The organism is Brevibacterium sp. CT2-23B, assembly GCF_013168765.1.
Lineage (GTDB): Bacteria > Actinomycetota > Actinomycetes > Actinomycetales > Brevibacteriaceae > Brevibacterium > Brevibacterium sediminis.
In genome coordinates, this window is the sequence record NZ_JABBYK010000002.1 from 657,629 (window position 1) to 670,606 (window position 12,978).

General features: G+C 64.3%; 11 protein-coding genes and 2 tRNA genes. 5 read left to right on the forward strand and 8 right to left on the reverse strand.

Going from position 1 to position 12,978, the window contains the following annotated elements; genetic code table 11:
• Nucleotides 1-138: 138 nt before the first annotated feature.
• Together HIM68_RS08170 and HIM68_RS08175 are read left to right on the forward strand one after the other, a co-directional pair.
• Nucleotides 139-210, forward strand: a tRNA-Gln gene (locus tag HIM68_RS08170).
• A gap of 37 nt (nucleotides 211-247) precedes the next feature.
• Nucleotides 248-320: transfer RNA gene (locus tag HIM68_RS08175), tRNA-Glu, on the forward strand.
• Nucleotides 321-483: 163 nt separating this feature from the next.
• On the opposite strand, the gene HIM68_RS19180 is transcribed toward HIM68_RS08175, so the two are convergent.
• Nucleotides 484-1,245: a DUF4282 domain-containing protein gene (locus HIM68_RS19180; protein WP_172171239.1), complete on the reverse strand. Its 762-nt coding sequence runs from the start codon at nucleotides 1,243-1,245 to the stop codon at nucleotides 484-486.
• A 106-nt stretch (nucleotides 1,246-1,351) separates the two neighbouring features.
• Nucleotides 1,352-2,353, reverse strand: coding sequence for an aldose 1-epimerase family protein (locus tag HIM68_RS08185; protein ID WP_172171241.1), 1,002 nt, complete (start codon nucleotides 2,351-2,353; stop codon nucleotides 1,352-1,354).
• A 119-nt stretch (nucleotides 2,354-2,472) separates the two neighbouring features.
• Between HIM68_RS08185 and galT the strand changes: the two genes are divergently transcribed.
• The 3 genes from galT to HIM68_RS08200 all read left to right on the forward strand — a co-directional run bounded on the left by galT (nucleotide 2,473) and on the right by HIM68_RS08200 (nucleotide 6,004).
• On the forward strand, nucleotides 2,473-3,693 hold the full coding sequence (galT, locus tag HIM68_RS08190) for a galactose-1-phosphate uridylyltransferase (protein WP_172171243.1): 1,221 nt from the start codon (nucleotides 2,473-2,475) through the stop codon (nucleotides 3,691-3,693).
• Nucleotides 3,690-4,997, forward strand: coding sequence for a galactokinase (gene galK / locus HIM68_RS08195; protein WP_172171245.1), 1,308 nt, complete (start codon nucleotides 3,690-3,692; stop codon nucleotides 4,995-4,997). The genes galT and galK overlap by 4 nt, the downstream gene beginning before the upstream one ends.
• A 131-nt stretch (nucleotides 4,998-5,128) precedes the next feature.
• Complete coding sequence (locus HIM68_RS08200) at nucleotides 5,129-6,004, forward strand: alpha/beta fold hydrolase (RefSeq protein ID WP_172171247.1); 876 nt, start codon at nucleotides 5,129-5,131, stop codon at nucleotides 6,002-6,004.
• Between the two features lie 24 nt (nucleotides 6,005-6,028).
• Here the strand turns inward: HIM68_RS08200 and HIM68_RS08205 are convergent, their stop codons facing one another.
• The 6 genes from HIM68_RS08205 to HIM68_RS08230 form a co-directional block, all read right to left on the reverse strand.
• Nucleotides 6,029-6,307, reverse strand: a complete 279-nt coding sequence (locus tag HIM68_RS08205) for a hypothetical protein (protein WP_139468840.1) — start codon at nucleotides 6,305-6,307, stop codon at nucleotides 6,029-6,031.
• A 17-nt stretch (nucleotides 6,308-6,324) separates the two neighbouring features.
• Nucleotides 6,325-8,022 (reverse strand): sodium:solute symporter family protein, encoded by a 1,698-nt coding sequence (locus HIM68_RS08210; RefSeq protein WP_139468839.1) that lies wholly within the window; start codon nucleotides 8,020-8,022, stop codon nucleotides 6,325-6,327.
• Nucleotides 8,023-8,238: 216 nt separating this feature from the next.
• Nucleotides 8,239-9,291 carry an ABC transporter permease gene (locus HIM68_RS08215; protein WP_172171249.1) on the reverse strand — a complete coding sequence of 351 codons (1,053 nt, stop codon included), beginning with the start codon at nucleotides 9,289-9,291 and terminating at the stop codon, nucleotides 8,239-8,241.
• Nucleotides 9,288-10,256, reverse strand: coding sequence for an ABC transporter permease (locus tag HIM68_RS08220; protein ID WP_172171251.1), 969 nt, complete (start codon nucleotides 10,254-10,256; stop codon nucleotides 9,288-9,290). Before HIM68_RS08220 ends, HIM68_RS08215 begins: the two co-directional genes overlap by 4 nt.
• Nucleotides 10,253-11,809: a sugar ABC transporter ATP-binding protein gene (locus HIM68_RS08225; RefSeq protein ID WP_172171253.1), complete on the reverse strand. Its 1,557-nt coding sequence runs from the start codon at nucleotides 11,807-11,809 to the stop codon at nucleotides 10,253-10,255. Before HIM68_RS08225 ends, HIM68_RS08220 begins: the two co-directional genes overlap by 4 nt.
• A 1-nt stretch (nucleotide 11,810) precedes the next feature.
• Nucleotides 11,811-12,905 (reverse strand): ABC transporter substrate-binding protein, encoded by a 1,095-nt coding sequence (locus HIM68_RS08230; RefSeq protein ID WP_172171255.1) that lies wholly within the window; start codon nucleotides 12,903-12,905, stop codon nucleotides 11,811-11,813.
• Between the last annotated feature and the right edge of the window lie 73 nt (nucleotides 12,906-12,978).

The window sequence follows — 12,978 nt, forward strand, 5'->3', positions numbered from 1 at the left end:
CTGGGTGCGGTGAGCCTGTTGTGTTAAGAAGGTCACACTGAAAAGGAGCCTCTCGGATTTGTCGGGAGGCGGGGTGCTTGTGTAGAGTTATATCTCGTTGCTCAGGGAAATCTCCTCGGGGATGACCTTGAAAAACATTGGGCTATGGTGTAATTGGCAGCACGAGTGATTCTGGTTCATTTAGTCTAGGTTCAAGTCCTGGTAGCCCAGCGGACACAGTCTGGATCAGTCCAGGAGTGTTGTTCTAGCCCCCGTCGTCTAGTGGCCTAGGACGCCGCCCTCTCAAGGCGGTAACGGCAGTTCGAATCTGCTCGGGGGTACGGTTGAGCCCCGCATCGAATTTCGGTGCGGGGCTCACTCTAATTCACGGGCGTTCCTGCACCGTGTCAGCATCTGCGGGTTCAAGATTCATATGCACTGATTGAGATCACCACTTCTGCACATTGAAGCCGCTCCTGCACCAGAAATATAGGGCGCAGTGAGTCAGCGGCCGACTGAATCGGCGATGCGCTTCGTATGTTCGGCAGTCTTGATATTGGAGACGATGAGCTCGAGCACGAGACGCACGCCGATGACCCACAGGGCCGGGATGATCCAGCCGAAGATGATCGACAGGATCAGCGGCAGCACGCTGAAGCTCGGTCCACCGCTGAGGTAGCTCGACGCCGAACCTGCGGCGATTCCCGTGGTGATGCCGGCGACGATAGTCCCGAGATAGGACAGGACCGCGACCACGATCGCGATGATGTAGATGAAGCCCGCCCACTTCACCGCGATGAAGTTGTCGAAGCGGATATCGAACAGCGACTTGAAGAACCCAGCCTGCTGAGGCGCCGACTGCGGAGCCTGACCATACCCAGGCTGACCGTAGGAGGGCTGGCCGTACGCCTGTTGCTGTGCCGCTCCTTGCGAGTATGCGTGCTGCTGATAAGGATCCTGCTGATAAGCGCCGGGCTGCGAATATCCGCCCTGCTGGTACGGCTGCCCCTGTGCCTGGTTGGCATGGGGATCATAGGTGCCCTGCTGATAGGTGGGCTGCTCGGGCCGGAACTGTGCGTCCTGGCCGTGCTGCGATGCCTGAGCATCCTGGCCGGGCTGGAACTGGGAGTTCTGGGGACTCTGCGCCGACTGGTCCGAGGCGGATTGAGCACTCTCCGGCTGGTCTCCCGGTCCGGGGTTCTGGCCGTCGAGGTTCTGCTCAGCCGAGCTGCTGTTCGGGTCGTTCGGGTTCTGCGGTGTCGACATGGTGTCCCTCTCGAGAAAGGAACGCACCCAGGACAGGGCACGCTCGCCTGATATCTGCCTGTAGTCGCAACCTATCAGGATGCGCCTTCTCGCGGCAGGGCGACTGTCATTTCGGAAGGAAGCACGAAGTATCGTCTGCCCCGGTCAGAGCGATGCTCCACTCGACGACAAGCTCGTCACCCGGGGCGACGACGTCGAAGTCCTCGCCTGCTTCGCCCGCAGTGAACGCGTTCGGGGGACATGTCATCGGCTCGATCGCAATCGCCCGACGTGCCAGATCCTCATCGAGGCCGTCGCCCGTACACGCCTGCCAGGTGCGGAACCCCGGCCCCATCCCGACGACGACCTCGCGCAGATCTGCACCCTTCAGCCGTGCCCGCGACCATCCGTCGTCACCGCGCCGAGGTGAGCCGTACGCATCATCGAGGATCGTGCCGCCGATGAGGCGCAGCGCCCGGAAGTCCTTGCACACCATGCATGCCGAATCATCGGAGGCGTGATCGGCCGGGACGGCAGTGCCGTCATCGAAGGGGCGAACAGCCGTGGGGATGAGTCGGTCATCGGTCTCGTACCAGTGCTCAGCGGGAATGACGAGCTGAGCCTCATCGACGAGGGCATCGTCAACAGGGTCGGTTGTACCCGGTGGGGCCGTGCCCGGGGAGAGCCACGGATGAAATCCGAAACCGAACGGTGCGGGAGCCGACCCCGAGTTCAGGGCACGTGCACGCATGCGCAGCTCCGCCTCGGCGAGTTCGAAATCCACCTGCAGATCGAACGCGAACGGATATCCCTCGGTCGGCTCCAGCGTGAATGCGAGACTGACCGCCGACTCGGTGCGCTCGACCACGGACCACGGCACATCGGCGACGAGGCCGTGCAAGGCAGTACCCCGCTCGGGCTCGGTGATCGGCAGCCGGTGGCTGTCTCCGGCGAAGTCGTAACGACCCCCATCGATTCGATTCGGCCATGGCGCGAGCACGGCTCCGTCGAACGCGTTCATCGGCACCACGACCGGACGATCGCCGACGCCGAAGCGAACCAGGCTCGCGCCGATGGGGGAGATGACCGCCGCTGACTCGTCACAAGCGAGTTCGATGGTGGCGGTCATGGGTCTCCAGGGTGCTCGAGCGCGGGAAGAACAGTTGCAGATATTCTACTCCGTCCACGCGCATCTTGGCCGCCGGATGTTAGCATTATGATCGAAAATGATAACTTTTGGGAGGTCAGATGCCAGCGTCGCATCGCCGGGCGAACCTGTCCGATGGTCGTGAGATCCTGTTCTTCCAGGACCCCGACTCACCTGCACCGACGATCGCCGCCGACCCCCGGCCACACGATTCGCGCCCCGACAGCGGAACCCTGCGCTTCGACGTCCTCACCGGCGAATGGGTCGCCGTGGCCACCCACCGACAGACCCGCACCCACCTGCCCGCCGCCGCCGAGTGCCCGCTGTGCCCGTCGACGACGGACCGTCCCACAGAGATCCCGGCAGTGGACTTCGACGTCGCCGTCTTCGAGAACCGCTTCCCCTCCCTCGGCCCCGGCCTCGGTGATGTTCCGTCCGCGCAGAGCGTGGACACCACCTTCGCCGAGGCGGCCTCCGACTCCGCCGAAACCGTGACCTCCGCGCTGTCGGGACCGGGATACGGCCGCTGCGAAGTCGTCGTCTTCTCCTCGGAGCACACCGGCTCCTTCGCATGCCTCGGCACCGCACGCGCCCGCACCGTCATCGACGCCTGGGCCAATCGGACCGCCGAACTCTCTGCCCTGCCGGGCATCGAACAAGTCTTCATGTTCGAGAACCGCGGGGAGGAGATCGGGGTGACGATGAACCACCCGCACGGTCAGATCTATGCTTACCCCTATGTCTCCCCGCACACCGCGATCACCTCGGCCCGGGCGCATGAACACCTGCGCCGGACCGGTCGGCCGCTGCTCGGCGATGTGCTCGCCTTCGAACGCGAGGCAGGAGAGCGAATGATTCTTGAGACCGATCACTTCTCCGCTTTCGTGCCCTTCGCGGCCCGCTGGCCGATCGAGGTCCACCTCGTTCCGCACCGCCAGGTGGGAAGCGTCGACGAGCTCGACGAGACCGAACGCGACGACCTGGCCCGCGTCTATCCGGAGGTGCTGCGCCGCATCGACGGCCTCTACCCGAGTCCCACCCCGTATATCGCGGCCTGGCACCAGGCACCGGTCAACAGTGCCGACCGCCGGGCCGACTGGCTCCACCTCGAGATCACGAGCCCCCGCAGAGCGGAGAACAAGCTGAAGTTCCTCGCCGGTTCGGAGGCCGCCATGGGTGCCTTCGTCGGCGACGTCTCCGCCGAGGAGACCGCAGCCAGACTGCGTGCCGTGGCCCTGGAACCCCTCGCCGGGGCAGCCGTACCCGTGAGCGCGAACGCGAGCACGGCTTCGGCACTCGACCCGGAAGACGATCGTTCATGACCACAGAGACCCCCGAGGCCGTATCCACACCGACCCCCGGACACCTCGCCGAGGAGTTCGAGTCCCTGTTCGGATACCGTCCGATCGGTTCCTTCCGTGCTCCAGGCAGGGTGAACTTCATCGGCGAACACACCGACTACAACGCCGGCTTCGTCCTGCCGATCTCCATCGATCGGGCGGTGTACGTCGCCATCGGTCGGCGACCCGACAACGGCGCTGCCGGGCGAGGCGGGGACGCCTCAGAGCAGCAGGTCGATGACGCAGGGAACACTGGATCTGTGGAACCGCCTCGGCGTGGGGAGAGCATTCGCATCGTTTCAGACCATCGCGATGACACCGGCCGGAGAATGTCCGGCCAGTTCGCGGCCGCGGAACTCGTGCCCGGAACCCTGCCCGGTTGGCTGAGCCATCCTGCCGGAGTCGTCGATGAGATCGCGAAGACCACCGGCACGGTGGTCGGCGGAGTCGACCTCTATATCGAATCCACCGTGCCCGTCGGTGCCGGACTGTCCTCATCGCACGCACTCGAAGTCGCGGTGCTCATCGCCCTCGACGAGGTGTATGGCCTCGGTCTCGACGACCGGGAGAAAGTCCTGCTGACTCAGCGAGCCGAGAACGACTTCGTCGGTGCACCGACAGGAATCGTCGACCAGGCCGCGTCGATCATGACCGAGGCCGGGCATGCGCTCTTCCTCGACTGCCGCGACCTCAGCGCTCGCCAGATTCCCTTCGACCTCGACGCCGAGGGACTCAGACTCCTCGTCATCGACTCGAAGGTCTCTCACTCGCACAGCGAAAGCGGATATGGCGCCCGGCGGAGGACCTGTGAGGAATCCGCTGCGATCTTCGGAGTCGACAGTCTGCGGGAACTCGCCGACGACGTCGACCTGAGCGATCTGACAGAGGAGCAGCGCAAGCGGGTGCGCCATGTCATCGCCGAAAACGCCCGGGTCCGCGCCACCGTCGAACTGCTCGAGGACAATGAACGAGCAACCGGCGACGACCATGACGCGCGCATCAGTGCCATCGGCGACCTGTTGGTGGCCTCCCACGAATCTCTGCAGCACGACTACGAGGTCTCGTGCGTCGAACTCGACGTGGCGGTGGCCGCCGCGATGGGAGCCGGGGCGCTCGGCGCGCGGATGATCGGCGGCGGCTTCGGCGGTTCCGCGATCGCCCTCATCCACGCAGACCGGGTCGAACAGGTCGGCGATGCCGTCACCTCGGCATTCGCCGAGCACGGCTACGGGGAGCCGGACATCTTCGCCGTCAGCGCGGGCCGGGGTGCTGCCCGTTTCGACTGAGCCCCTGATTCGGCCGAACCTGTTTCGGCTGAGCCGCCGGTGCGGCCGAGCCGGGCAGGCATTGACCTCTCTAAGCAACGCGGTTCATGCTTGAACCTCAGACGAGGATGAACTCGGAGCGGGGGAGCGGCATGGATATCTGCGACGTCAATGGAGTGAGCCTCGGCGTCGACGAGTTCGGAGAGGCGGATGCGCTGCTGGTTCTCTGCCTCGGTGCCCCGACGATGCTGTCCTGGCCCGATGCTCTGTGCGAGCAGCTGGCAGAGCAGGGACGTCACGTTGTGCGCTGCGATCTCCGGGATGCCGGGGCCTCGAGCCATGGTGACCTCGAATCACCGGACTACACCCTGCGAGACCTTGCTGCTGATGCCGCCGAACTCGCACGGATCTTCGACGGTCGGCCCGTTCATCTCGCAGGAATCGGTATCAGCGGGATGGTCGCACAGGTCGCGGCGCTCGACCACCCTGAGGCGTTTTCGGCACTCACTCTCATCGGCACCCGACCGGTCGCTCCCGGTCCCGTCGACGATGACCTGCCGGATCATGATGAGGCCACGATGGGTCCGCTCTTCTCCCGACCGCAGCCGGACTGGACGGACGTCGACTCGGTGGCCGACTATATGGCCGAAGGTGCACGGATCCTCGGCGACGACCCTGAAGAGGCACGGGCAGTCGCCGCGCGGATCTGGGAGCGAACACAGAGCTCTGATTCAGAACAGGGCTCAGTTCCGACACAGAACTCAGATCCGGAAGCTCATCTGGCCGATCAACTGGGAATGGTGTTCTCCCGCCTCGACTGCCAGCCACGCTGGCGAGAACGCCTGCCGCAGCTGCGAGTGCCGACGCTGGTCATGCACGGCAGGCGTGACCCGTTCTTCCCCGTGGGCAATGGAGAGGCGCTCGCCCGGGAGATTCCACGTGCCCGGCTGCTGACCCTCGAGAACGCCTCGACCGTCGTACCGACCGCCGACATCCCCGAGGTTGCTGCAGCGATGGCAGCGCTCTGAGCGGATCGACGCAGACTGAGGCGATCAGTCGGTGCCGGCCGCGCCTGCGGCGTCGTCGGGAGTTTCGACGATGCGGATCGGGCGCAGCTTCGCCCAGATGAGGAAGACGGCCGCGGCGATGATGAGGCCGATTCCGGTCCACAGGTTCGCATCGACCCCGCCGGTGCGCTCTGCTTCGTCGGGAGTGAAGCCGACGATTCCGGCGATCGTGAGGATGACGCCGAAGATCGCCAGCAGCGCACCGATGAAGTTGCGGACGTCGAAGGCGCCTGCGGTCTTGGTCAGTTCGTTGGATTTGCTCATGGGTCTCACTGGCTCCTTCAGCCGAATGTCACGTTGAGGATGATGACGAGCACCAGGGCGACACCCGCGACGGGCACGGGGCGCTTCCAAAACGGCGCCTTCGGTTCGCTGAGGTCCTCGAAATCGGACTTCGGGGTCTCCGAGTAGACGAGTCCGCGCAGCTCCGCGGCGGGCTTCGGCGTGGTGAACAGGGTGACGATCACCGACAGAACGATGTCGACGACGAACGCCGTGCTGGCCGCGAGGAATGCGGCACCCTGACCGGGCAGATCGAGGACTCCGGTCTCGGCGAGGATGAACACGAACACGGCCGAGAGCGTGCCGCCGACGAGGCCGACCCAACCGGCGGTCGCCGACATCCGCTTCCAGAACATACCGAGGATGAACGTGGCGAACAGCGGGGCGTTGAAGAAGCCGAACAGCGTCTGCAGGTAATCCATGAGGTTGGAGAAGTTGCCCGCGATGAGCGCCGTGAAGATCGCGACGACACAGGCACCGATCGTCGCCCAGCGGCCGATCTTCAGGTAGTAGTCGTCCTCGCGGTCCTTGACCACGTACTGCTGCCACAGGTCATAGCTGAAGACCGTGTTGAACGCGGAGATGTTCGCGGCCATACCGGCCATGAACGCGGCGAGGAGGCCGGCGATCGCCACACCGAGGAGACCGTTGGGCAGGACCTCGCGCATGAGCAGCAGAAGCGCGTCGTTGTACGTCACGCCCGTCTGTTCGAGCGCGGTCGCCTCGTCGATGGAGGCCGAGATCTCCTTGAACTGCGTCATCTGCGGCACGAGGACCGCGGCGATCATGCCGGGGACGACGACGATGAAGGGGATGAGCATCTTCGGGAATGCGCCGATGATCGGGGTCAGGCGCGCGGCATTGATCGACTTCGACGCCATGGCGCGCTGGACCTCGACGAAGTTCGTCGTCCAGTAGCCGAAGGAGAGGACGAAGCCGAGGCCGAAGACGATGCCGACGACCGAAAGCACGGGGTTGGAGAAGCCGGAGAGCTGCTCGCCGGGCCAGCTGCTCAGCTGCTCGGCGCCGAGCATTCCGTCATTGCTCACTCGGTCGACCAGCCCGTCCCAGCCGCCGACGCGGTTGAGGCCGATGAGGGTGAGCGGCAGGAGGGCAGCGACGATGACGAAGAACTGCAGCACCTCGTTGTAGATGGCCGCGCTCAGCCCGCCGAGGGTGATGTAGGACAGGACGATGGCGGCGGCGACGATGAGGGTGATCCACAGCGGCCAGCCGAGCAGTCGATTGACAATCGTGCCGAGCAGGAACAGGTTGACGCCGGCGATGAGCAGCTGTGCGACGGCGAAGGACAGTGCGTTGACGAGGTGGGCACCCGTGCCGAAGCGCTTGCGCATGAACTCCGGAACCGACCGGACCTTCGATCCGTAGTAGAAGGGCATCATCACGACGCCGAGGAACAGCATCGCCGGGACCGCGCCGATCCAGAAGTAGTGCATCGTCGGCATGCCGTACTGGGCGCCCGTGGCGGACATGCCCATGATCTCCACGGCGCCGAGGTTGGCCGAGACGAACGCGAGGGCCGTGACCCAAGCAGGCAGGCTCCGTCCGGAGAGGAGGAACTCGATGCTCGAGGAGATCCCGCGCTTGGCGAACCAGCCGATGCCGAGGACGAAGATGAAGTAGATCGCTATCAGCAGATAGTCGATCCACTGTGCGTCCAAGCGGATTGCTTCCAAGGTTCCTCCATATGCGTCAGTGCATCGCTTCGTAATGCGTCAGTGCATGGCTGCGTGTGGTGTATGACACCCGAGTGGACACTTTAGAGGATTGTGAGCCTGATCGCTAGTGATCGAACCTGAACAGTTTTGATCGTTTGCGCCGGAGCCGTGCGCAGACCGCCTGCACGCGCGCTTGTGCGCACTTCTGCGAGCCTGTGAGCGCCCCTGTCGGAGTCAGGTCGGTTTCGGCGCGTCGGCCTCGCCGCCTCGGCGTCTCTGCCGTTCTTGGGCCTGAACTCTGGACAGCAGCACCTGAGCAACGGCGACGACGAGCAGCACGGCGCCGTTGACCACGGCCTGCCAGTTCGAATTCGTCAGTCCCATGCGGTTGATGAGGTTGGCCACCACCTGCAGCAGCACGACTCCGACCAGGGATCCGACGACAGTTCCCGCTCCTCCTGTGAGCAGAGTGCCGCCGAGGACAACGGCGGCGATCGCCGTGAGCTCGAGACCGACACCGAGAGTGGTCACTCCCGACGCGGTATAGGACGCGGTGAGCGCTCCGGCCAGCCCGGCCATGGTCCCTGACACAGCGAAGACGATGAGGGTCGACCGCAGCACCGGCAGACCCATGAGGCGGGCGGCATCGGGTTGACCGCCGATCGCCAGCAGGGTCGAACCGTAGGAGGTGCGGTGGAGCACGAGGACGCCGATCGCGAAGAGGACGATGACGATCCACACCGGGAATCCGAGACCCAGAAAGGATCCGCGGCTGAGCTCGAGGAAGGCGGAATCAGCGGGTACCTTGTAGGTCTCCGACCCTTCTTCGGTCAGTGCCAAGAGCAGACCGCGGGCGAAGAGCAGACCGGCGAGGGTGACGATGAACGACGGGATCGACGTGAACGCGACGATCGCTCCCTGCACGAGACCGATTAAGGTGCACACGATGAGCGGGACGAGGAGGGCAGCGAGGAATCCGTATTGAGATGCCCACGCTGCGAGCACTCCGCCGAGGGCGAAGACCGACCCGACCGACAGGTCGATGCCCCCGGTGAAGATGACGAACGTCAGCCCCAGGGCCAGGGGCGCGAGGAATGCGGCCTGCAGAGCGATCTGGCTGAGATTGCCCGCAGAAGCGAACGTCGGAAAGGCGAAGGCAGAGACGACGATGAGGCAGAGCAGAATCACCAGCGCACCGTTGCGCTGAGTCAGCCGAGCCAGCTTCTCGACTCGTGTTCGCCTGCCCGCATCGGCGAGTCCCGCCTCGGTGGTGGAGGTGGTGCTCATGTCTTTCTCCTTCCGACCTGGAGGGCGACAGCGACGACGATGACGATTGCCTGAACCATCTGGGACACGGAGTCCGGAATGTTGTGGGAGACGAGAGTGGACACGATGAGCTGCATGAGCAGCGCACCGCCGACAGTGCCGAGGATGCGCACCTTGCCGCCGGCCAGTGAGGTTCCGCCGATGACGACGGCGGCGATGGCCGACAGTTCCATGAGCAGGCCGAGGGTGCGTGGGTCGCTGGCCGACGAGCGGGCGGCCACGAGGACTCCGGCGAACGCTGCGAGCAGACCGGAGAGGACATAGACGCTGACCAGCACGGACTTGATGCGGATCCCGGCGAGTTCGGCGGCCTTCTTATTGCCGCCGATGGCCTCGACCATGACCCCGAAGGTGGTGCGGCGCATGAGGAACGCCGCAACAAGGACGAGGATGACGGCGCTGAGAACCGAATACGGGATGCCGAGCAGAGAGCCGGAGCCGAGCACGGCCAGTCCGGGGTCGGAGAGGTTTTTGATCTCACCGCCGATGACGTTCGCGAGACCGCGCCCGCCGATGAGCACGGCCAAGGTCGCGACGATGGGTTGGATGCCGAAGTACGAGACGAGAGCACCGATCATCAGTCCCGAGAGGCCACCTGCAGCGATCCCGACGAGGATCGCCGGAACGGTCCCGTAGCCGATGTACAGCGGCATGATCGCCGCCGACAGCGCCATCACGCTGCCGACCGACAGGTCGATGCCCTTGGTGCCGATGACCATGGCCATGCCGAGTGCCACGATGAGGACGGGAGCGGTCTGGATGAGCTGCAGGCGCAGGTTTGCGACAGTGAGAAAATGCGGAGTGATGATCGCGTTGATGACCACCAGCAGTGCCAGGGCGACATAGACCCCGTAGTTCGCGATCCACGCTCGCACGGACATCGAGCGCTTCACCGGCACCGAGGCGGTGGTGGGCGAGGCCTTCATCGCTGTCCTCCGTCGACGAGGGCCGACAGGAGTCGAGAGTTGTCCACCTGGTCGTCAGTGAGGATCTCGCTGACCTCTCCGTCGCGCAGCACGAGGATCGAGTCCGAGCCGGCAACGAGCTCCTCGGTCTCCGAGGAGATCAGGACGACGGCCATTCCCTTCTCCGCCAGTTCGTCGATGAGGGCCTGCACCTCCTGTTTGGCTCCGACGTCGATGCCGCGAGTCGGTTCGTCGAGGAGGAAGACCGAAGGCTCGGTGCACAGCCATCGGGCGATGAGCACTTTCTGCTGATTTCCCCCGGAGAGTTCGGAGATGAGCTGTCGGGATGACGAGACCTTGATGCCCAGACGGTGAATCCAGCGATCGACGAGTTCATCGATTCGGCGGTTCGACAGCACGCCTGCGTTCGAGACCCGCGGCAGGATGCCGAGGATGATGTTGTCGCGGACACTGAGCTCGGGGACGATGCCCTCGGCCTTCCGATCCTCGGACAGCAGTGCGATTCCTGCTCTCAGTGCAGCGGGGACGGAACCCCGTCGGACCGGTCCGCCCTTGACTGTGATCTGGCCTGAGCTCGTATCCAATCCGCCGTAGATCGCTTTGACGGTCTCGCTGCGACCTGACCCGAGGAGACCGGCCAAGCCGACGATCTCGCCTGCCCGGACGGACACGTCAACGGACTGCAGACGGCCGGGCGCGCTGAGATCCTTCGCCTCGAGCACCACCTCGGCGGTCGTTTCGGAAACATCGGTATCGGTGAATGAGGTGACGCCGTGTTCGGTGATGTCACGACCGAGCATTGCCGAGATCAGGGACCGGCGGTCGAGTTCGTGCATCGGACCGGTATGGACGACGCGACCGTCGCGCAGGATCGTCACCTCATCGCAGAGTTCCCACAGCTCATCGAGTCGGTGTGAGATGAAGACGATGCCGACTCCCTGGTCACGGAGCCGGCGGGCCACGGAGAACAGCACTTCGACCTCGCGGCGTTCCAAAGACGAAGTCGGTTCATCCATGATGACGACGCGTGCCTCGGTCGTCACCGCGCGGGCCAGTGCGATCATCTGCTGGACGCCGAGGCCCAAGGCTCCGAGCTCCGCAGTCACGTCCACATCGATGCCGAGATCCTGGACCACCTCGGCGGCCTTCCTGTTGAGTGCGCGTACGTCGATGAGGCCGAGGCGTCCCCGCGGCTCGCGGCCGAGGAAGATATTGCGGGCCACCGACAGGAGCGGGACGAGGTTCACCTCTTGGTAGACCGTGGAGATTCCGGCGTCCTGCGCCTGGGACGGATGGTTGAACCGGACCTCGCTGCCGGCAAGCTCGATGCAACCGGTCTCGGCCTGATAGACCCCGGTCAGCGATTTGATGAGAGTGGACTTCCCGGCCCCGTTCTCGCCGACGACGGTGTGGATCGTTCCGGGACGCAGGGAGAAGTCGACGTCGTGGAGGACATGGACACCGGAGAAGGATTTGTTCAGTCCTCTGGCGGCCAGCGCCGGCGCAGCCTCCTCGTGAGGCTGCGCCGGGCCCTGTTGGGATGTGTCGGTCACGTCAGAACGCCTGACCGGCCTGTTCTTCGGCGTTGTCGGGTGTGTACTCGCCGTCCTTGATGATGATGTCCTCCGGGATCTCCTCACCGGAGTAGAACTTGCTCAAGGTGTCGAAGACCAGCGGTCCGAAGCGCGGATTGGATTCGATCACTGCGTTGTACTTGCCGGCGACGATGGCATCGACAGCATTCTTCGTCCCGTCGATCGACACGATCTTCACGTCTTTGCCCGGTTCCTTGCCCGCTTCCTGGATGGCGGCCATCGCGCCGAGGCCCTCTTCATCGTTGAATGCATAGACAGCGTCGATCTCCGGGTTCGACTGCAGCAGCTGAGCCGTGACCTCCTGACCTTCGGAACGGGAAGCATTGGCCGTCTGTTCGGCGACGATCTCGATGTCCGGGTACTCGGCCTTCACCTGATCCTTGAAGCCCTTCTGCCGGCCGTCGGTGACGTTGTTGCCCGAGGGCCCCAACAGCACTGCGACCTTCGCCTTGCAATCGGTGGCCTCGGCCAGGGCATCCGCCGCGCGCTCGCCCTGCTTGACGAAGTCCGAACCGATGAAGGTGAGATAGTCGTCGCAGGACTTGTTGGTGACCTTCCGGTCGATGGTCACGACCGGGACCTTCTTCTTCTTGGCTGCATTGAGAGCCGAGTCGAGTCCGTCGGAATTGACCGGGGCGATGACGAGCATGTCGACGTCCTGGCTGAGGAGGTTCTCGATATCGCTGATCTGTTTGGGCAGTTCGTTGTTGGCGTTTGTGACGACGAGGTCGGCACCGGCGTCCTTGGCCGCGTCCTTGAGAGATTTGGTTTCTGCAGCGCGGAAGCTCGCGGAATCCGGCTCGGACTGGGAGAAGCCGACCTTCGCACCTTTGATGTCGACTTTGTCGACGCCGTAATCGTCCATCGTGCAGGTCGGACCCGATGATCCGGCACTGTCAGCGGCCTGAGCGGCTTCGCCTCCGCTGCCTCCTGAAGCTTCGGGGTCGCTGCCTTCGTTGGTGCAGCCGGACAGCAGCAGCCCACCGGCTGCAGCGATGGCACACACTCGAATTGCTGTGGAGCGGAAGACCGAATGCGATTCTCTGATTTTCATTGGTGCCTCTTCTGTCGGTACGGCCCCATTGCCGTGACTGATCAAAAGTTATCAGAATCACAATAAAACTATC